This window comes from Chryseobacterium sp. Leaf394 (assembly GCF_001424105.1).
Taxonomy (GTDB): domain Bacteria; phylum Bacteroidota; class Bacteroidia; order Flavobacteriales; family Weeksellaceae; genus Chryseobacterium.
Genome location: NZ_LMQH01000004.1, coordinates 237,708 through 257,912, shown reverse-complemented (window position 1 = coordinate 257,912; position 20,205 = coordinate 237,708). Strand labels below are relative to the sequence as shown.

22 protein-coding genes are annotated in these 20,205 nt (G+C 36.4%); 6 read left to right on the top strand and 16 right to left on the bottom strand.

Annotation, left to right across the window (positions count from 1 at the left end; all coding sequences use genetic code 11):
• Positions 1-407: 407 nt before the first annotated feature.
• Positions 408-719 (top strand): hypothetical protein, encoded by a 312-nt coding sequence (locus ASG21_RS01915; RefSeq protein ID WP_056075043.1) that lies wholly within the window; start codon positions 408-410, stop codon positions 717-719.
• Between the two features lie 114 nt (positions 720-833).
• Here the strand turns inward: ASG21_RS01915 and ASG21_RS01910 are convergent, their stop codons facing one another.
• From ASG21_RS01910 to pdxA, 7 genes are all read right to left on the bottom strand, one after another.
• On the bottom strand, positions 834-1,049 hold the full coding sequence (locus ASG21_RS01910; protein WP_056075040.1) for a hypothetical protein: 216 nt from the start codon (positions 1,047-1,049) through the stop codon (positions 834-836).
• A 64-nt stretch (positions 1,050-1,113) separates the two neighbouring features.
• Entirely contained in the window at positions 1,114-1,302 is a 189-nt protein-coding gene (locus tag ASG21_RS01905; RefSeq protein ID WP_056075037.1) for a hypothetical protein, read from the bottom strand.
• Between the two features lie 210 nt (positions 1,303-1,512).
• A complete protein-coding gene (gene accC, locus ASG21_RS01900) occupies positions 1,513-2,868 on the bottom strand; it encodes an acetyl-CoA carboxylase biotin carboxylase subunit (protein ID WP_056075035.1) in 1,356 nt (451 codons plus the stop codon).
• Between the two features lie 108 nt (positions 2,869-2,976).
• On the bottom strand, positions 2,977-3,459 hold the full coding sequence (gene accB / locus ASG21_RS01895) for an acetyl-CoA carboxylase biotin carboxyl carrier protein (RefSeq protein ID WP_056075033.1): 483 nt from the start codon (positions 3,457-3,459) through the stop codon (positions 2,977-2,979).
• Between the two features lie 126 nt (positions 3,460-3,585).
• The gene (gene rpmF, locus ASG21_RS01890; protein ID WP_056075030.1) at positions 3,586-3,789 is read right to left on the bottom strand and encodes a 50S ribosomal protein L32; all 204 of its coding nucleotides are present in this window, start codon (positions 3,787-3,789) and stop codon (positions 3,586-3,588) included.
• A 59-nt stretch (positions 3,790-3,848) separates the two neighbouring features.
• Positions 3,849-4,373 (bottom strand): DUF177 domain-containing protein, encoded by a 525-nt coding sequence (locus tag ASG21_RS01885; protein ID WP_056075027.1) that lies wholly within the window; start codon positions 4,371-4,373, stop codon positions 3,849-3,851.
• Between the two features lie 83 nt (positions 4,374-4,456).
• Positions 4,457-5,548, bottom strand: coding sequence for a 4-hydroxythreonine-4-phosphate dehydrogenase PdxA (gene pdxA / locus ASG21_RS01880; protein WP_056075024.1), 1,092 nt, complete (start codon positions 5,546-5,548; stop codon positions 4,457-4,459).
• A 49-nt stretch (positions 5,549-5,597) separates the two neighbouring features.
• Here pdxA and ASG21_RS01875 point away from each other — a divergent pair, with 49 nt between their 5' ends.
• From ASG21_RS01875 to ASG21_RS01865, 3 genes are read left to right on the top strand one after another with little or no spacing between them, the layout of a single operon-like run.
• Positions 5,598-6,194: a riboflavin synthase gene (locus ASG21_RS01875; RefSeq protein WP_056075253.1), complete on the top strand. Its 597-nt coding sequence runs from the start codon at positions 5,598-5,600 to the stop codon at positions 6,192-6,194.
• Positions 6,181-7,635, top strand: coding sequence for a HAMP domain-containing sensor histidine kinase (locus ASG21_RS01870; RefSeq protein WP_056075022.1), 1,455 nt, complete (start codon positions 6,181-6,183; stop codon positions 7,633-7,635). The genes ASG21_RS01875 and ASG21_RS01870 overlap by 14 nt, the downstream gene beginning before the upstream one ends.
• Positions 7,635-8,333: a methyltransferase gene (locus ASG21_RS01865; RefSeq protein ID WP_056075019.1), complete on the top strand. Its 699-nt coding sequence runs from the start codon at positions 7,635-7,637 to the stop codon at positions 8,331-8,333. Before ASG21_RS01870 ends, ASG21_RS01865 begins: the two co-directional genes overlap by 1 nt.
• A 4-nt stretch (positions 8,334-8,337) precedes the next feature.
• On the opposite strand, the gene ASG21_RS01860 is transcribed toward ASG21_RS01865, so the two are convergent.
• On the bottom strand, positions 8,338-9,048 hold the full coding sequence (locus ASG21_RS01860) for an ATP-binding cassette domain-containing protein (RefSeq protein ID WP_056075017.1): 711 nt from the start codon (positions 9,046-9,048) through the stop codon (positions 8,338-8,340).
• 127 nt (positions 9,049-9,175) lie between these two features.
• Entirely contained in the window at positions 9,176-9,334 is a 159-nt protein-coding gene (gene rpmH / locus ASG21_RS19820) for a 50S ribosomal protein L34 (RefSeq protein ID WP_040997588.1), read from the bottom strand.
• Between the two features lie 198 nt (positions 9,335-9,532).
• Here rpmH and ASG21_RS01850 point away from each other — a divergent pair, with 198 nt between their 5' ends.
• Together ASG21_RS01850 and ASG21_RS01845 are read left to right on the top strand one after the other, a co-directional pair.
• Positions 9,533-10,384, top strand: a complete 852-nt coding sequence (locus ASG21_RS01850) for an HAEPLYID family protein (RefSeq protein WP_241773431.1) — start codon at positions 9,533-9,535, stop codon at positions 10,382-10,384.
• A 42-nt stretch (positions 10,385-10,426) separates the two neighbouring features.
• Positions 10,427-11,428 (top strand): bifunctional oligoribonuclease/PAP phosphatase NrnA, encoded by a 1,002-nt coding sequence (locus ASG21_RS01845; protein WP_056075011.1) that lies wholly within the window; start codon positions 10,427-10,429, stop codon positions 11,426-11,428.
• 169 nt (positions 11,429-11,597) lie between these two features.
• Here the strand turns inward: ASG21_RS01845 and ASG21_RS01840 are convergent, their stop codons facing one another.
• The 7 genes from ASG21_RS01840 to tilS form a co-directional block, all read right to left on the bottom strand.
• Positions 11,598-12,389, bottom strand: a complete 792-nt coding sequence (locus tag ASG21_RS01840; protein ID WP_056075008.1) for a patatin-like phospholipase family protein — start codon at positions 12,387-12,389, stop codon at positions 11,598-11,600.
• A gap of 33 nt (positions 12,390-12,422) precedes the next feature.
• Positions 12,423-13,265, bottom strand: a complete 843-nt coding sequence (locus ASG21_RS01835) for a hypothetical protein (RefSeq protein WP_056075005.1) — start codon at positions 13,263-13,265, stop codon at positions 12,423-12,425.
• Complete coding sequence (locus ASG21_RS01830) at positions 13,262-14,044, bottom strand: alpha/beta hydrolase (RefSeq protein ID WP_056075002.1); 783 nt, start codon at positions 14,042-14,044, stop codon at positions 13,262-13,264. Before ASG21_RS01830 ends, ASG21_RS01835 begins: the two co-directional genes overlap by 4 nt.
• A gap of 179 nt (positions 14,045-14,223) precedes the next feature.
• Entirely contained in the window at positions 14,224-14,742 is a 519-nt protein-coding gene (locus tag ASG21_RS01825; protein WP_056074994.1) for a biopolymer transporter ExbD, read from the bottom strand.
• Positions 14,743-14,931: 189 nt separating this feature from the next.
• A complete protein-coding gene (locus ASG21_RS01820; RefSeq protein ID WP_056074993.1) occupies positions 14,932-16,479 on the bottom strand; it encodes a T9SS type A sorting domain-containing protein in 1,548 nt (515 codons plus the stop codon).
• A gap of 134 nt (positions 16,480-16,613) precedes the next feature.
• Positions 16,614-18,683: a cytochrome c biogenesis protein CcdA gene (locus ASG21_RS01815; protein WP_056074990.1), complete on the bottom strand. Its 2,070-nt coding sequence runs from the start codon at positions 18,681-18,683 to the stop codon at positions 16,614-16,616.
• A 175-nt stretch (positions 18,684-18,858) separates the two neighbouring features.
• A complete protein-coding gene (tilS, locus tag ASG21_RS01810; protein WP_056074988.1) occupies positions 18,859-20,175 on the bottom strand; it encodes a tRNA lysidine(34) synthetase TilS in 1,317 nt (438 codons plus the stop codon).
• Positions 20,176-20,205 lie beyond the last annotated feature (30 nt).

Sequence of the window (20,205 nt, the reverse complement as noted above, 5' to 3'; positions counted from 1 at the left end):
GCAAAACTTATGAAATATAAACCTTCGGGATTGTGGAATTTGTAATTTCTGCTCATCTTTATGTTTTTATAAAGATAAATAAAATTGCAATTTTAGAAAATGTCGTTAAAATAAAAAGCCACAGGAAGGGATTCGTGCGGCGGCGTGGGAAGTAGTAAGTTCTATGACGTACGATAATATTATGAACGATGGATCAAAAATAACACCCATACTATTAAATGAAATGCAAAAATGCATACCAACAACTATAAAAATCCCAATAAATGAAAACAAATGATTTACATTCCTTTCTACAGAATCATTATAAGTTAAGTTACTTTTTAGTCTTCTCATCTTTATCTTTTGTCTCTTGTAAATCTCAAAGTATTGAGTATGTTTATGAAGACAGAAGTATAATTTTAAACGAAATGGAAAAAAGATTTGATGTAAAGGAGAGGTTGAATATATTTTTTGAATCAGGATTTAAAGATGAAAATGTTAGAATTCTAATAGATTCAAAGGAAAAATATAATGATAATATAACAACAGATAATACTATTGGATTGGCAAAAAATTATTCTTTTAATGAGCTGCCGAAAAAAGATTTAAAAATTAATTTGCCAGAATTAGTTATCAATTTTCAAGTAGAAAAATTAAAAGATTACAAATATATTTATATACAGAAAAAAGAAAAAAAATATTTTGTACTTATCTCCAATAAACCACACTTTTATTATTAGGGAAAATAGTACTGTTCCAGAGTTAGTGACACCCCGGCTGCCGCACGAATCCTTTCGTGCGGCAGCCGGGGATTACGTCGAATTACATTTCGCGCGGCAGCAGGGGTTATTAATTTAAGACTTATGAGCTTTGATTCTCTTTTCTACATATTTTGTGAAAGAATCGCTAATTTTCCTAATGCCAGGGCCTTCACCGAATATATTATCATCAAACTCGCCCAAATACGAACAATAATAATACATCGGTGGATTCTCACCTTCATCATAAAAGAAAAAATCAAACTGTTGACCACCATCTAAAGCTGCAACTACCCAAAAATCCTTCTCCATTCTAAAGCCATCATCTTCTAATATACTTTCAACAGATGCGCGAAGATCTTTATAAATTCCATAGCTAGAAGAATCTGAAAATTGTCACATTATCATTCTCACCACCTAAAAACAAAAACTCACGATAAGCATCTGGAAATTTGTGTTTAGCAAATAATTCCATTTCTGCAATTTGTTTTTCGATAATACCCTCATTGATTCTATCGTCAATTTCTGGATTTTTTTTCATTAATTTTAAATATTCTATTTCCATTTTTATTTAGTTTTAAACAATGTTTCTAAATCTTTATGCCCCCTGCTACTGCACGAATCCTTTCGTGTGGCTTCTTCAAAAAATAATTCCTGTTTTTCAAAGCACAACAAAGAGTATATTAATAATTCAAAAATACCAAAGATCCTCAGCTTTAAAATAAGAAAAACCGCCTCAGTTATGGGGCGGTTTTAGTTTTATTAAAATGTAATCTTAATGATTGTCATATTTTCTGTCCATTACAAAACTCTCCATGAATTTTGTTGTGTAGTTTCCGGAAAGATAAGCTTCATCTTCCATCAACTGTCTGTGAAAAGGAATTGTGGTCTTTACACCTTCTACATAGAATTCTTCCAGAGCACGTTTCATTTTTGCAATCGCTTCTTCACGGGTTTGTGCCGTTGTGATCAGTTTTGCAATCATTGAATCGTAGTTTGAAGGAATAGTATATCCTGAATAAACATGTGTATCCACTCTGATTCCGTGTCCTCCAGGAATATTTAATCCTGTGATTTTTCCCGGTGAAGGTCTGAAATCAGCGTAAGGATCTTCAGCGTTGATTCTGCATTCAATTGAATGTAATTTCGGATAATGGTTAATTCCTGAAATAGGAGTTCCCGCTGCCAAAAGAATCTGCTCTCTGATCAAATCGTAATCAATAACCTGCTCAGTAATCGGATGCTCCACCTGAATTCTCGTATTCATTTCCATGAAATAGAAATTTCTGTGCTTGTCTACAAGGAATTCAATGGTTCCAACACCTTCATAACCGATAAATTCTGCTGCTTTCACGGCTGCTTCACCCATTTTCTCACGTAGTTCGTCAGTCATAAATGGAGAAGGCGTTTCCTCGGTTAACTTTTGGTTTCTTCTCTGTACAGAGCAGTCTCTTTCAGAAAGGTGGCAAGCTTTACCAAATTGGTCACCTGCAACCTGAATCTCGATATGTCTTGGCTCTTCAATCAGTTTTTCCATGTACATTCCTCCGTTTCCGAAGGCTGCAACTGCTTCCTGAATGGCAGATTCCCAGTGTTCTTTTAAATCTTCAGCTTTCCATACCGCTCTCATTCCTTTACCACCACCACCGGCAGTAGCTTTGATCATAACAGGATATCCTGTTTCTTCAGCAGTTTTTACAGCATGCTCATAAGATTCAATTAGACCTTCAGAACCCGGTACACAAGGTACGTTTGCTGCTTTCATGGTCGCTTTGGCGTTGGCTTTGTCTCCCATTCTCTCAATTTGTTCAGGGCTAGCACCAATAAATTTGATACCGTTTTTCTGACAGATTCTTGAGAAGTTAGCGTTTTCAGATAAAAAACCGTAACCCGGGTGAATGGCGTCTGCATTGGTAATCTCTGCAGCAGCAATAATGTTTGGGATTTTCAGGTAAGAATCTTTACTCATCGCAGGACCGATACAAACAGCCTCGTCAGCAAATCTCACGTGAAGACTGTCTTTGTCGGCAGTAGAGTATACCGCAACAGTTTTGATTCCCATCTCTTTACAAGTACGTAAAATACGCATTGCAATTTCGCCACGATTGGCAATTAATATTTTTTTGAACATCTTAATTTAATTTGAAATTTGAGTCTTCGGCTAGGCTCAGACTGACATTAATTTGAAATTTGAAATTGATTTTTTCTTCAATTATCAATCATCATTAATCAATTATAATTAAGATGGATCTACTAAGAATAATGGTTGGTCGTATTCTACAGGAGTAGCATCGTCAACTAAGATTTTAACGATTTTACCGCTTACTTCAGACTCAATCTGGTTGAATAACTTCATTGCTTCAATTACACAAACCACCTTTCCAACAGAAACTTCGTCTCCAACGTTGGCAAAAACATCTTTATCAGGAGATGGTTTTCTGTAGAAAGTTCCGATCATCGGAGATTTGATTGTGATGAATTTGCTGTCATCAGAAGCAGCTTCAGTTTTTTCAGGAGTTGCAGAAACTGCAGCAGGAGCGTGTCCCGGAGCTTGCTGCTGTGGAGCCTGCTGATACATCTGCGGTTGAGCAACATAGCTTACCTCATTGCCTCCAAGTGGTGTTTTAATGGTGATTTCGAAATCTTTAGTCTTATATTTTACTTCTGAAACCTCAGCTTTAGATACAAACTTGATAAGATTCTGTATGTCTTTAATGTCCATAAAAATTGATATTTGATTTGGGTCAAAGATACCAAAAAAACATAAAAAACAACAAAAAACCGCCAAATTTTATCAAAATCGGGCGGTTTTTGTATTAAAACGAGTGTTTTCGGGTGAAAACGACTCTTAGTTTTCTTCAGTATTCGCTACTTCTTTTTCCATTACTACTTTTCCTCTGTAGTATAATTTTCCTTCATGCCAGTGAGCTCTGTGGTAAAGGTGCATTTCACCTGATGTTGCATCTTTAGCCAATTGAGGAACTACAGCTTTGTAATGAGTTCTTCTCTTATCTCTTCTTGTAGACGACTGTCTTCTCTTTGGATGTGCCATTTTGTAATAACTTTTTTTAGTGATGAGCGATGAGATTCATCATCTCATCATTAAATTATTTAATTTTTATTCTTTAAATTTTTCAGTGCGTCCCATCTCGGGTCACTTTCGTGTTCTTTCTCTTCTTCACTTTCTTTCGGACTGAATCTTTCCAGTATTTCCAGATCTTCGTCGCTCACATTGGGTGATACTTTTTTCATAGGTATCGAGAGCGCCACATTTTCATAAATCAGCTGTGAAATATTGAAAGCGTGATCGTTTGCAGGAATGGTGATTACATCTTCTTCGCTGTCATCATATTCCTCCCCAAATTTTACCAGAATACCAATTTGGTTTTCGATCGGATATGTAAAAATATCATTGGTGATATCACAAACCAGATCTACAGTACCTTCAGTTTTAATTTCAAATTCTAAAAAAGTAGTGTGTTTATCCAGTAAAACATCCACTTCAATCCTAGGATTTGTAAACTCCTGTTCAGTGTCAAATAATTGAAAGAACCCTTTATCTATATCAAATTTGAACTCGTGCTTGCCGGTTTTCAGTCCGGAAAAGCTTACATCATAGTTTCTTAACTTGTCCATAAAATGAGTGTGCAAAAATATGCAATTTTTTTAATATTACAAATAAAATACATAACAAATTAATTTTTATTCCTTTAACGGTTTTACATTTCGTTTCCTACCGGTAAATCTTCGTCGATTCCGTTGTCAGACGGCATTCTTTTAGGTTTAAGACGGTTTTCCATCAAATCTTTATAATCTGTACGGTGATTGAAAATCTTTATTGCAGTGAAAATAGCTTCACTGAAACTCTGTTCATCAGCGATATTTTTTCCGGCAATATCATACGCTGTTCCGTGATCCGGAGAGGTTCTGATGAATGGTAATCCCGCAGTATAATTTACACCTTCTTCGTATGCAATTGTTTTGAAAGGAGCCAGCCCCTGGTCGTGGTACATTGCTAAAACAGCATCAAAGTTTCTGTATTTCTCCGGTTGAAAAAAGCTGTCGGCAGGGTAGGGACCAAATGCTAAGATGCCGTTATCTGAAAGTTCTTTTATGGCTGGGGAAATAATTTCTATTTCTTCATTTCCAATCACGCCACCGTCACCGGAGTGAGGATTTAAACCTAGAACTGCAATTTTTGGCCTTGTCACCGCAAAATCTTCAATCAAAGTCTGATTAAGAGCGCGGATCTGCTTCTTGATTTTTTCTTTTGAAATATTTTCCGCCACCTGAGAAATAGGAATGTGGTGTGTGGAAACGGCTACTTTTAAACCTTCTGTCACCAGAAACATCAGACCTTTTTTATTAAATTTCTCTTCAAAGTAACCTGTATGACCTGCATGCCTGAAACCCATCTTCACCATTTCATCTTTATTAATGGGAGCAGTTACCAAAACGTCAATTTCACCTTTCATCAAAGCTTCTGTTGCAGCTTCCAGAGAATCGATGGCCATTTTTGTAGATTCTTCAGTGGGTTTTCCCAGTTCTACGTTAGAATTTTCCTTCACAAGATTCACCATATTCAGTTTCCCGGACTGGGCTTGTGAAGCTTCTGTGATATAGTTGAAATTTAAATTTAATTTAAAAATATTTTTCTGATAAGTAAAAAGCTTCCCCGAACCAAAAATAATTGGTGTAAAAAAGTCTGTGATGGCTTTGTCTTTCAGAGATTTCATAATGATTTCCGGCCCGATACCGTTAAAATCACCGATTGAAATTCCTACTCGCACTTTATGGTTTTGTGGGGTCATTTTGATTATCTTTGAAGATTATAATTTTACAAATTTAGCAAAAAATAATATGTTCACAGGAATTATTGAAGCGGTAGGCGTTGTAGAGAAAATAGAAAGGAACGGCAGCAATATAGATTTCACATTATCGTGCCCTTTTACTCAGGAATTAAAAATCGATCAGAGCCTTGCCCATAACGGGTGTTGTCTCACTGTAGTGAAAACTGAAGGAGAAAAATACGTGGTTACTGCTATTAATGAAACTTTAGAAAAAACAAATTTAGGCAACTGGGAAGTTGGCTCTGTGGTGAATCTGGAACGATGTACTGTAATGAACGGGCGGCTTGATGGGCATATCGTTCAGGGGCATGTGGATAAAACAGGAGAAATTACAGGAATAGAAAATAAAGATGGCAGTTATTTTGTTACAGTAAAATATAATTCAGAAGGTAACTTTGTTACTGTCCCTCAGGGATCAATCACTTTGAATGGAATTAGTTTAACGGTTGCAAAAAGTGATGATTTCGAATTTTCGGTGGCTATTATCCCATATACATGGGAATTTACCAATATGAATTCTTTAAAAACAGGTGACAGAGTCAACCTGGAATTTGATATTATAGGTAAATATATAGCTAAACTTCTACAAAGGAATGCCATTAAATAAGTATAAAGGATACAGTTTGAGAAACCGGTTTTTCTTCGGATTTCTTCTCGTCTGTCTTCTCAGTGTTGCAGCATCCTCTCTGGTGCCCTACTTTGTACTGCGGAATAATGCTCTGAAGCAAAGCCGTATTGACATGCAGAATAAGACCAATACTGTAATGGCTTACTTTGACTATGCATTAAGTTTGGAAAATGTAGATACCGGTGATCTCAAAAGAGTTTTAGGTAACAGAACTTTTGAAATTGCAGATATTAATAAGCATGATGTCATCATTTATGATTTAAAAGGAAATTATCTTCTTTCCAGCCGGGATTCAAGTCTCGTAGAGCAGAAAAAAATTCCTCTCGCTATTGTCAATAAAATACTTGCCGATAAAGCACGCTACGATGTGCGGGGTTATGATGCAGGAAAAGACGCTGTTTTTACATCTTCTTATTTACTGTTGAATAACAATAATCTACAGCCGGTTGGCATCATGTATATTCCTCTTTATCACAATGAATCTGCTTATCTTGATGTGCTGCATCAGTTTTTGATTTACATGGCTATTGTAGATTTAATTCTCATTATTTTCAGTATTTGGTTCAGTTGGGTGATGTCTAACAATCTCGCGAAAAATATTACCAAGTTCTCAGATATGATCACACGGATCACTCTGTTTGAGAATGAGATGCGTCCTATCAGATATTATAAAAACGATGAACTTAATGCGTTGGCAAAGGCATACAACAGGATGATTCTTCAGATTCAGAATCAGAAAGAACGTTTGCGGTTTAAAGCATCCGAAGAGGCATGGCGGGAAATGGCAAAGCAGGTTGCCCATGAAGTTAAAAATCCTTTAACTCCCATGAAACTGACAATTCAGAACTTTGAGAGAAAATTTGATCCTCAGGATCCTAATGTTGCTGAGAAAGTAAAACAGCTCAGCAAAACCATGGTTGATCAGATCGATGTAATTGCCACTGTAGCTTCAGCGTTTTCTGAATTTGCCAAACTTCCGGAGAAAAATAATGAAGTCATCAACCTCAATACTGAAATCAACGATATACTTGGCGTCTTTAATGACGATCTCATTTATCTGCACGCCAATAAAAATAATATCATGATTAATATGGACAAGGTTTACCTTTCCAGAATCATAACCAATCTTGTTACGAATGCTACTCAGGCACGCAGTGATGAGCGTGAAATGATGATTAATATTGATATTGAGCAGTATCAGCGCCGCGTCGTTATTTCAGTTCAGGACAATGGAGTGGGAATTAATCCTGCAATGTTTGAGAAAATATTTGAGCCCAACTTCACCTCAAAAAACAGCGGAATGGGTCTTGGTCTTGCCATGGTAAGAAAAATGATTGAAGATTATAAAGGTGAAATCACTGTGAAATCTGAAGTCGGAAAAGGCGCAACTTTTATCATTACTTTACCTACCAATCTTTAGTGAAACCTTTCAGTTTTAAACATTTTAATATTCAGCAGCAAAAAAACGTCTTTCGGGTTGGAACAGATGGAGTTTTGCTGGGAGCTTTAGCAAATGTAAATGGTGCTCTCAAAGCTTTGGAAGTAGGCACAGGTACGGGTCTGATTTCTTTAATGCTGGCTCAGAGAAACAGTCAGGCTGATTTGTTAGGAATTGACATCAACCCAGACGCAGCAGTTCTAACTGGAATTAATTTTAAAAATTCTCCATTCCATTTAAGATTAAAAAATATTCTGCAGGATTTAAAAATTTTTGAAACCGAAGAAAAATTTGATCTAATTGTTTCCAATCCTCCTTATTTTGAAGAATCCTCCTCAGAAAAAGATAAGATAGCACGGCAGACAGTTGAATTGAATTTTAATCAGCTGATTTCAAAATCCGCAAAGCTTCTATCAGACAAAGGAACCTTCTCCGTCATTATTCCTGCTGAAGCTGGAGCATATTTTATAGAAACTGCCAGAGAAAATCGACTGTTCTTAAACCGGAAAATCAATATCATAGGAATTGAAAATTCTGCTGTAAAAAGATTTATTCTGGAATTTTCCTTGCAGGAGAACAATTTCGAAGAATCTGAATTTATTATAGAAAAAAGTCCGAGACAATACTCGGACCAATATCTTGAACTCACAAAGGAGTTTCATGTTTTTAAAGCAAATTAAATTTCTATTCAAACAGTTCCGCTGTATCCAGCACAGAAACCTTTCCGTCCTCGCATCTGATTGCTTCTCCAGGGAAGTTCTGAATCATATGGTAATCGTGTGTTGCCATTACCACTGCGGTGTGGCTGTCTTCAGCAACTTTTTTCAGAAGCGTCATAATTTCATTGGATGTTTCAGGATCTAAATTTCCTGTAGGCTCATCTGCCAAAATCAAATCAGGATGGTTCAGAAGGGCTCTGGCGATAGCGATACGCTGCTGTTCTCCACCGGAAAGCTCGTGAGGCATCTTGTGTTTTTTGCTCTTCATATTTACGCTGTTCAACACTTCGTTGATGCGTTCATCCATTTTTGTTTTATCGCTCCAGCCGGTTGCTTCAAGTACGAATTTCAGATTTTTTTCAACTGTTCTGTCAGACAGTAGCTGGAAATCCTGAAATACAATTCCTAATTTTCTTCTCAGATTGGGAATCTCTGAAGCTCTCAGTTTTGCAAGATCAAATCCTACAACAGAACCGTGTCCGCCAACCAAAGGAATATGTCCGTAGAGTGTTTTAAGTAAAGAGCTTTTACCGGAACCTGTCTTTCCGATCAGATAGCAGAATCTTCCTTTTTTGATATTTAAATTTACATCAGATAAAACGGTAAAGTTTTTCTGGGCAATTTTTGCGTGTTCCAGATTGATGATGTTTTCACCCGTGATATTGCTATGTGGCATGTTTCAGTTTTAAGATTTTAAAAATAATAAAAAGAAATTTTACTTTACAGAATTTTAGTAAATTTTAACAACAAAAAATGCCTGAAAAGATAATTTTCAAGCATGTTTTGTATATGATAATAAAGAATTATCTCTTAGCGCGTGAAGCACTTACAGTTAAACTCTTTCTGCCTTTAGCTCTTCTAGCAGCCAAAACTCTTCTACCGTTTGGCGTAGACATTCTTTCTCTGAAACCGTGTTTGTTTCTTTTCTTTCTTTCTGATGGCTGGAATGTTCTTTTACTCATTACTATATGTTTAAAGCGTAATTATCTATTATTTTTCAGGTTGCAAAGATATATAAATTTTTATATCTAACAAACTTATGTACTTCTTTTTTGAAATATTTAATCTAAATTTTTGTCCGTTTTTAATTCTCTCTCACCAAAAATTACCATTTTATTATATTTGCGGCAGATTATTAATTTTTTAAATATTTCTGCACAATGACTGGAAGAATTTCTTTTTTGATTTTAATTTTTCATTTTGTTTCGTTTTCAGCACAGGTCGAGAACGAAAATGAGTACAAAGACAGTATTTATATTACTGAGGTGGAAGACAGCCATAAACCGTTTAAAGTTTTACATGCGGAGCCGCTCTACATCGATCTTATCCGTGATTTGGGAGCAAGAAAAGGAGAACGCGAATGGAATTTGGGAATGGGTCTTATCGATAACAATAAATTTGATAAGTACGAAGCTTTGGTGGAGTATGAGTGGGCACCCATCAACCGTTTGGGGCTTGAAGTGGAACTGCCGTTCAGTATTTATTCATCAGCAGATAGTCCCGGCACGAAACTTAATGGTCTGAAACTGGCTGCACAGTATACTTTTCTCGTTTCTGAAGCATCCAGTACAAGTATGGCCTTAGGTTATATTCATGAGTTTGAAATGACTGAATTTAAAAATTATGGAAAGGGAAAGTTTTTCACCGGAAATATTTTCAATCCTTTTTTCGTTGCTGCAAAACGGTGGGGCAATAATTTTCATACGCTTCTTTACACCGGCCCGGTAGTACATCAGAGTTTTGGCAGTTCTTCATCACATACTTCGTGGGAAATCAATTCAAATTTCCATTATATGATTGCAGGAACCCGCAATTTCATTGGTGTGGAATTCAATAAATCCATACACAGCGGTGATTTTGATATGACCATCAGGCCGCAGATGCGTGTGGGTATTACCGATAATACGATGGTGGGAATTGTTACGGGTATTCCGCTTAACCGCGAAGATCAGAGATTCAGCTCTTTTCTGAGGTTGATTTATGAACCTAAACACAAATCCACCGGAAGTTAATTGACAAATTAAACATATCTTTGGAAACTCAAATTTAGAAAAATGTTTACACCTGCAGAGCTTTCAGAAATCAAAAACCTTTTAACTCCTGAAAACAAAATCGTTATCCTGACCCATTACAATCCGGATGGTGATGCGATTGGTTCCAGTTTGGGACTGAAGCATTATCTTGCAGCAAAAGGTATTTCTGCTGAAGTAGTAGTGCCCAACGATTTTCCTAAATTTCTAAAATGGATGCCGGAAGCAAAGAAAAATATCATTGCTGAATACAAAAGAAAGGTCGCTGCAGATCTTGTTTTTGAAGCTGATGTTATTTTCTGTCTTGATTTTAATTCTCCTTCAAGAATCGGAATTCTGGGCGATTGGCTTACGAAAGCAAATGCAAAAAAGATTTTGATTGATCATCATCAGCAACCTGAGAATTTTGATTTTGTTTATTCAGATACCATCATTCCTGCAACCTGCCAGATGATTTATCATTTTATCGAAGCGATGGGAGATGAAAATCTGGTGAATAAAGAAGTTGCAGATTGCCTTTATACAGGAATAATGACCGATACAGGAGGTTTTAGATTCCGTTCTACAAGTGCAACAACCCACAGAATTGTTGCCAATTTAATCGAAAAAGGTGCTGATCCGGCACTGATTACTTCTAGTACCTGGGATACCAACACGATTACGCGTCTTCAGCTGCTGGCTTTAATTTTAGGAAGAATTGAAGTGGTAAATGAGACCGTCGCCGTTTTATATCTCACAAGAAATGAGTTAAAAGAATATGGCTTCCAGAAAGGTGATACAGAAGGATTTGTAAACTATGGTCTCAGCATTCTCGGTGTAAAGATGGCAGCATTTTTTATGGAAGATCTGTATGAAGATTTTATTAAAATTTCTTTCAGAAGTAAAGATGCGATCGATGTAAATCAGTTTTCAAGAAAATATTTCAACGGTGGCGGGCACATCAACGCCGCGGGTGGGAAATCGCACGAAAATCTTCAGCAAACGATTAAAACTTTCAAAGAAAGAGTTGTCGAGGAAGGATTTTAATGTGATTTAAATTTAAATAAAAGTATTTGCGATTTGATTATCAGTCTACTTTATCATACAAAAATAATCCTGCCAGCACTTAAAACGCTGGCAGGGTTATTTTATCAACGACTGAGTTCAGATATTTCCTGTAATTTAATCTTAGTTCTATCTATACCTTAACCTTAACCTAAACCTTCCTGTATCCCTTCTCTTCAAGCTCTTTACAGGTATATTCATAAACCTCTTCAAACATAATATCAAGAGATTTTTTATTGAACAAACTGAATTTCGTCATTTTCGGAGGATCCAAAAAGATATCGCATGAATTGACTTTCGCATAGACCGATTTGGCAATGGCAAGGTGTAAAATTCTGTCGAATTCTTTCATTAAACTTATCTTTTCCAGACTGTCGTAGCTGATGGAATTGACGTGAGAGGCTATTAAAAAATCACATTTGTCAACAATCGGTTCGATGGGTAAGTTATCTAAAACACCACCGTCGACGTAGATTCTGTCATTCATTTTCACGGGAGGTAATACAAACGGAACACTGGAAGAAGCGAGAAGGGGCCCGAAAAGTTCACCTTCTGAAAAGAAATCCACAATACCATGTGTAAGTTCTGTTGTGGCGACGTAAACAGGGATTTTTAAGATTTTAAAATCATCCTCCGGAAAATAGTCGGTGAAAAGTTTCAGGATGAAATTGGAGCTGAAAATTCCGTTTTTGGAAAGCCTTAAAAATGATCTTGAGAAAAAAGTGGTTTTTCGCACGATGTCCATCATTTCGTCAGGTGTTTTTCCGAAAGAGTAAAAGGCTGCAATGATTGATCCTGCGCTGGTTCCCGAGATGATGTCCGGCTTCAGACTGTATTCTTCAAGGGCTTTGAGGACGGCGATGTGGGCGATTCCGCGCATTCCTCCGCCGGATAAAGTAAGCCCGATAACCGGCTTCTTTTTTTGAAATGAAAATAATCCCATGAATAAATTTAAGAGTAACTAAGATACTGTTTTTTACGGTTCGTCACATTCTGAATCGGTTTTTGTAAACAAAGATTCAAATTGCTTATTCATTTTTTCGTCATGTAAAGGTCTTTCCACATCCTGATTGGCGCAGTTTCCCCAACCGAAGGTGATTAAGTCTGCCGTTGCAAAATCTTTCCAGTCTGCAGATTGGGCGTTGCTTTCGAAATCACGCATTACTTTTGCTGGGTTACCATTTCTTTTGCTCATTTCTCCCCGGAGCTTTCTCCATTCTTCCATAATTTCAGCATCAGAACCGTTCAGTGCTTTTGCGTAATTCCGGCAGTTTTTAGTAAAAGAATTATTCAGCAAAACCGAAGGATTGGAGAAACTTTCAATTTGAATTTTATTCTTTTGGTAATCCTGCTTCAGCATCTTCAGATAAGCACTTTTGATGTTTTGCCAGTATGGATTTTTAACAACGACAAGATTTTCCAGATTTTTTTTGCTTTTCAGAAAGTCGGCGTCGAGCTTTGCTAAAATTGCATCTTTTTCACGACGTACTTTATACAAGTCCTGAGGTTTGAAAACAGAAGGAGTGCTTAATGAGATGCCCCCGTGATTAAACCAAAGCTTATAAGTATCCTCAATTTCGCGGCGTGAGTATGTATTGGAATCAAAATATCCTTTGTTGGTACACAGTTCCGTTATAAAATCAAAAGTTTCGATTTTAGCTTCTTTGCGACTGGTTGAATCAATTGCTTTGGAAACTGTCTCAGCTGAATCCTGCTGTTGTGTAGTCCTGTTTACGACAGCATTATGAGTTGGCGAAACCTCTTTTTTACAATTGCTAAGAAGTAATGCAGCTGCAATTACCCAGATAGTTTTTCTCATAAAACTAATTTTTTAGGTAGGTGATGCAGTAATTCTGTATTAATGATTTCTGCACAGATTGAGGGCTTCTCCCAGTGCCCGTTGTGTCCGCAATCGAGAACGTATGATTTGATATTGGTTCTGTCCGGAAGATTTTTGAGTAAAGATTCTGTTTTTACTGCGTTGTCGTGTTTGCCTGCAAGAATCAGGATTTTAATATTTAAATTTTCCAGAATATGTTTTTTGTCTGTACGCTCCACCATACCCTTTACAGAAGCTAAAGCACCAAGATTATTAGTAGAAAGTGCAATTTCCAGAGCAGTTTCAATTTTACCTTCCAGAACGTCTCTTTCATTCGGGTTGAACAGGTTTGGAATTCCTGCTCTTGCGTAATGTGGGAAAGCGTCTTTGATGATTCTGTAGCTTTTGATGCGCTGTTCTTTTTTCTCTGCGTCGTCTTCCAGAAATGTGGAGAAAAATAAAGTTAGAGTTTTCAGTTTTTCAGCATATTTCTCAGCAAATGCGAGTGAAACATAGCCTCCCATCGAATGTCCAAGCAAATGGATATTCTCAAGATTCTGATTTTCCAAAACTTTGTTGACTTCGTCTGCCATCATTTCCATTGTCTGAATTTCTCCCATGATGTCAGATTTTCCGTGGCCCGGAAGATCAATTTTTAAAAGAGAAAACTGATCAGAAAGGGAAGTTTCCATTTCCTTCCATATCGTCGTGTTTTCCATGAAACCATGCAGAAGAACCAAAGTCTCTTTTCCGTTTCCTGTTTTTTCGAAGTGAAGCATAAGTGTTGGTTTTTGTCGCGTATGAAGCATCAAAATTTAAACCGTTTACCGTTTTAAATTTCATTTTTAATCTTAAAGATTTTCTCAAATTTAATAAAAAACCGCAAAGTGAAAATGCTTTGCGGTGGAATGCTTTAAGATCAGTTTGTTTAGGTTTAACCTAATTTTTAAGGTCAAATTTATTGGGAAATGTTCTGATAAACTGTCTTTTCCCACGGCTTAAGCTCTGAAATTCCATAACGCAGTTTTTGTGATGCTGAAACATTATCAAAGATATCTACAAAGTTTTTGTAGTTGGCATCCTGAGTGGGTTCAATGATTACTGTGAAAATCTCTTGCAGCGGTGCATTTTTATATGCTTCCGTTATAATTTTTGTTATTCCGGCATCTGTAAATTCTGTTTCTTTCAAATTCTCAGAATTGAGTTTGCCTTCGCTGCTCTGGTGATAAAATATCCGGTTTTCTTTGCCTAAAATGAACGTAATCTGATTTTTTTCATTGATTTCTGTCTTTGTATCTGTAATGTTTTTAGCGGGCAATTTCACATCCATTGTATTGGGTTTTGAGAAATTGGTGGTAAACATAAAAAATGTGATTAAAAGAAAACCTAAATCAACCATCGGTGTCATATCGACTCTGATGGAAGCTTGTCTGGATCTGCGTTTTCCGTGTTTTTCCTGTTGTATTACTTCAGCCATAATTTTCAGTTTTAAGATTATTATAAAAATGGATTATTTTGGGAATGAATGCAAATTTAATACCTTAAATATTTATTTTTTACTGAATTGTTAGTGTTTATTCTGTATTCGGTATCTGTTCCGTAATGTGATAGCCGGAAATGTGGTCAGAAATATTATTTTTCTTAAAATAATTTCAACAGGAGTAAACTATTTTGAAACGATAATTTTATGAGTAAGTATTTCCTTTCCTTCGTGCTCTGCCTGCAAAATATAGATTCCTTTTTGGTATTGCGAAACTTCGACAGAAATTTTGGCATCTGAATAATTTTCAGAAAATATTTTTCGGCCGGAGATATCAGTCATCGTAACTGTTGAATTATTCGGAAGATTTTCAATGTGAATGAAGTCTTTAGTAGGGTTTGGATAAACTGAAATTTTATTTTTTGCAGGTGTTTCCTCTGTGCTTAAGACAGATTCCAGCTTTACTACCCAAAAGTCCTTACCACCAAAACTTCCTGTCACCTGACCATTGTTGAAAGTGTTTGTTTCTCCCACAATTACAGCTCCGCCATCGCTGGTCTGAATAATTTGCATTCCAAAATCTGTGTTATCACCACCAAGGCATTTATGCCACATGACATTTCCGGTACTGCTTAGTTTTACAACATAAAAATCTATTGTGCCATTATTACCCGATGGGATTCCGTTGGTCGATGCAGAGTCTCCTGCGATGAGATAACCTCCGTCAGAAGTTTGAATAACTGATCTTGCTGCATCATAAGTCTGTCCTCCCAATGATTTTTCCCACTGTAAATTTCCTGACTGATCCAACTTAAGCAGCCAGGCGTCACTGGGGCCAATACTTCCTGAAATATGCCCGTTTACAGAAAACGTATATCCTGCCACAATAAAACCATCGTCTGTAGTAGGTTTTACAGAATGTGCAAAATCATTTTGAGAGCCTCCATATCTTTTTTCCCAAATAATATTTCCTGTTGTGGAAATTTTTACAATCCAAAAGTCACTAAATCCAAAAGTTGGTGTAGAAGGGTCTCCAATTGATGAGGTGCTGTCTCCTGCAACAATATAGCCACCGTCTTTTGTTTGTTTTATTTCTGTTGCTTTATCATGGTTGTCTCCACCTAAAGATTTCTGCCATACAAGATTTCCCAATGCGTCTGTTTTTACAATCCAATAATCATTATTACCTTTAGGGTTGGTAATATCTCCTGAGGATGAATTAGAAAACCCCGCAATAATATATCCTCCGTCGCTGGTTTGGCAGATAGAGTTTGCCATGTCATTACCACCTCCGCCGTAGGTTTTCTGCCACTGTAAATTTCCTGTGGAATCCAGTTTTATAACCCAGTAATCATTTGATCCCTGGTTGTATGTAACATGCCCATTGTTTGAGCTGGTAAACCCGGCAACAATGTATCCACCGTCTGCAGTTGTTATCACTGATCTCGCCTGTTCGCTACCTGTGCCGCCGAATGATTTTTGCCACTGTAAATTTCCCGACCCATCAGTTTTTACTATCCACAAATCATCATTTCCATGGCTTACAGTTATATTTCCCTGAGTGGAATTTGTAGTCCCTGCTATGATGTAGCCTCCATCGGAAGTCTGGGCTACAGAGTAGGCGACATCGTTAAGAGAGCCTCCGAAAGCCTTTTTCCATTGAATATTTGGGGCCTGACTTTTTGCAGCGAAACAAAATAACAGGAATAAACAGATAGAGATTTTGTATTTCATGCCCTTGAATTTGTGTTGATTACCAAATTTAATAATTTTTTTAAATATGATATTTCCTTTAAGTCTTTTAGAATTCTAAAAACAAAAAAACTCACATCTTTCGATATGAGTTTTAATAAAATATTTAGAAAAAATTATTTATTATTCTTATAAAAATTCACTCCACATTCAAGGAATTTTTTAAAATCTTCCTTATCCATAAAACCTGAAACTGGGGAGTTGATTACTTTTCCGTCTGGAGTTAAAAGAACATAGTGAGGCTGTGAATTGTTGTTGAAATTAACGCTTTGAAATAAACTCCATCTGTCGCCAATGGTTTTTACTTTTTTCACCTGTCCGTCGCCCATTTCAATTTTGGTTTTCTGATCTTCGGGAAGTTCTTCTTTGTCGTCTACATAAAGAGATGCGATCAAAACATCATTCTGCAGAATTGGCAGGATATCAGGTTCACTCCATACAAATTCTTCCATTTTACGGCAGTTTTCGCAACCGTATCCTGTGAAATCTATAAGGATGGGTTTGCCTTCTTTTTTCGCTAATTCAATGGCTGAGAAAAAGTCGTGTTCTGGATGCATTCCCAGGATTCCGTCTTTTTCGTCATGTAAATAACTTACATTCAGAGGAGGCAAAATTCCGCTCAAAAGCTGAAGTTTCGGCCGCTCAGCAGGAATTAATCCCTGAATCAAATAAACTACGAAACCGATTCCTAAAATTCCTAAAATCTTTCTTCCTACAGAAATTTTAGGCTTCTTATCATCGTGAGGGAATCTTATTAAGCCAAATAAATAGATCACCAATCCGATTGCAATGATAATCCAGATGGCAATGAATAATTCTCTTTTAATAAAGAATGTTTTTGAAACCAAATCTGCTTTGGAGAGGAATTTTAATGCCAATGCCAGTTCAATAAATCCTAAAACAACTTTTACCGTATTCATCCATCCGCCAGACTTCGGAAGGCTTTGTAAAGCCTGTGGAAACAATGCCAGAAGACCAAAAACAATCGCCCAGGCCAAACCGAAACCTGCCAAAGCAAATGTAAGAACCGTAGGAATGTCTACCGAATTGTCGCTCAAAATACTTCCCAGAATACTTCCCAAAATAGGACCTGTACAGGAGAAAGATACGATCACTAAGGTAAGTGCCATGAAGAAAATACCAATCATTCCGCCTACTTCTTCAGCTTTTGAAGATTTGTTGGCGATTGAGCTTGGCAGAGTGATGTCGTAATATCCGAAAAAGCTACCTGCGAAGAAGATGAATACCACAAAAAACAGAATATTCAGCCAGACGTTCGTAGAGATTTCATTAAAAATATTTCCTGCAATACCATCAATCAAATGAAATGGAACGCTTAATAAAACAAATATCAGTAAGATAAAAAAGCCATAGACAAAAGCATCTCTTTTTCCTTTTGCAGGATTTTTATTTCCTTTTGTGAAGAAAGAAACCGTCAATGGAATCATTGGGAATACGCATGGAGTCAACAAAGCGATTAATCCTCCTATGAAGCCTAAGATTAAAATTTTCCAGTAGTTTGTTTCCAGTTTGGTGCTGGTTCCGCAGTCTGTTAAAGGCTTTGAGATGTCGATTGATGAAATTTTCAGCTGTTTGGGATCAAGTTTTGAAGCAGTCGCAACAGTAGTTTTTGTTGCAGTTGCGTTTTCTTCTAAAGTATCTACAATCGGGCTTAAAGAATCTTTCGCAACAGTTTTTTCGTCAGTAACAATTTCCGTTACGCCTTTCGGTGTAAGTTTTTTGGTAAATTCTAATGTATTCGGGGCAAGACAGACTCTGTCATCGCAGGTCTGATACATGATTTCAGCAACAACGTCAGCGGGTTTTGTGCCGTCTTTAAGTTTAAATTTTTGTTTGAATCCGGCAGCATCAGAATAATAAACAATGGTTCCGCCGAAAGCTTCAGAAAATTCTGAATGTTTTTTTCCCGTTTCCGTAAATTTGCCAATCAGTTCGATGTTTTTCCCCGAAACTTTATATTCCGTCGGAATTCCTCCGGTGTCTTCAGGGATATCTTTTGAGTAGATGTGCCATCCTTTCTCGATAGTTCCGTTTAGTACAGCTTCGTACTCGTTGTTGCCGAGCTCGTTGATGGAAAATTTAAATTTTACAGGATCTTTAATCTGTGCGTTGACCGCTGTTGAAAGGAATAACAGCGTTAATAAAAACCAACTTCTGAATTTCATTTTTACTTTTGATTTTACAGGAAGAAATGCTCTGAAATTATCTAAAAACCATCAGTCCACCTCAAATTTCACTATTTTAAAATTGAATTATATTTTTCTGAAATTCTTCAGATTTTATCAATTTTTAAAAATTATGAAACTAAAGCTGCTCACGATTCCAAATCTTCCCTTTCTTTTACTTATTATTGATTGTGAGAATATTTTCCGCATTCTCATTTGTGGCAAACCGTCTGTCCTGTCGCAGTGGAATCACTCCCAAAACCGAGTTTTCGGCATCGCAGAGCAGCCAGATTTTTTGCCTCGCTAAATTAGACAATTTTTCGTCCCTGAGAAACTTAGAAACTTTCTTTTTGCCCGAAAATCCCACAGGGAAAAATTCGTCGCCGTCTTTTTGCTTTCGGAGTTTCAAAGGAAATGTTAATTTTTCAGCATCAAAATTCCAATTTAGCTTTTCTCCGGAATTCTGAAAGTCCTCAATCATATCTTCGAGATTAATGCTGGAATGGTTTTCAGAAAAATCATATTTTTCACATATTACAATTTCTTCTTCTATGACGTTTTGATTTTCAGTATTCTCGGTAATGATGAGTTCGCTCCGATGGATGTTGATTTGAAATTTATCTGAAAAAAAAGAGCAACCACTTTCAGAAGAAAATATTTTAGCAATTTCTTCAGGTTTGGTAAATCCATATTTTTTCAGAATTTCAAATTTTACAAAATCCGATTCTTTTTCCAGCAGATCTTTAGATAAAATTAGATGGGAAGAATTTGGAATCTTTATTTTATTTTCAATTTCAGCAATTTTTTCCTCCACAAAATTTTTGGATTGATTCAAATAATCTAAACTTCTGCTGAAGTTCTGAAGAAAATGATCATTTGTTTCAAGCAATTTAGGCGCAATTTCATTCCGGATTCTGTTCCGTAAATAATCATTTTTCTGATTGGAAAGATCTTCGCGGAATTCAATATTGTTTTCACCAGCAAAGTCATAAATCTCCTGTTTGCTAAAGTCTAAAAGTGGTCTCAGAATCTGATTTTCATTTGATGGAATTCCACTCAAACCTTTTAAACCTGAAGCTTTTGAAAGATTGATAATAAATGTTTCAAGCTGGTCATTCAAATGATGTGCTGTCACCAAAAAATCAATATCCTCTTCGTTCTGAATTTTTTTGAAGAATGTATATCGTAAATCTCTCGCCCAAAGCTGTACAGAGTTTTCCGGCTTCTGATCTTTGTCTGAAACCTCATATAAATGAAATTTAATATTAAAATTTCTACAGAAATCTACAACCGTCTTCTGATCCAGATCTGAATCATTTCCCCGAAGCTTATAATTGATGTGTGCAATCTCAAAAGAAAGCTGTAAATCTCTGAAAATATGCGCTAAGACCATAGAATCTGCACCTCCGCTCACTGCTAAGAGATATTTTTTGATTTTAAAATCCGAAACGAGGTTTGAAATTTTAGATTCTACCGATTTTAGGCTCAGCATTTGCAGAAAATTTAGACTTTACAAAGATAG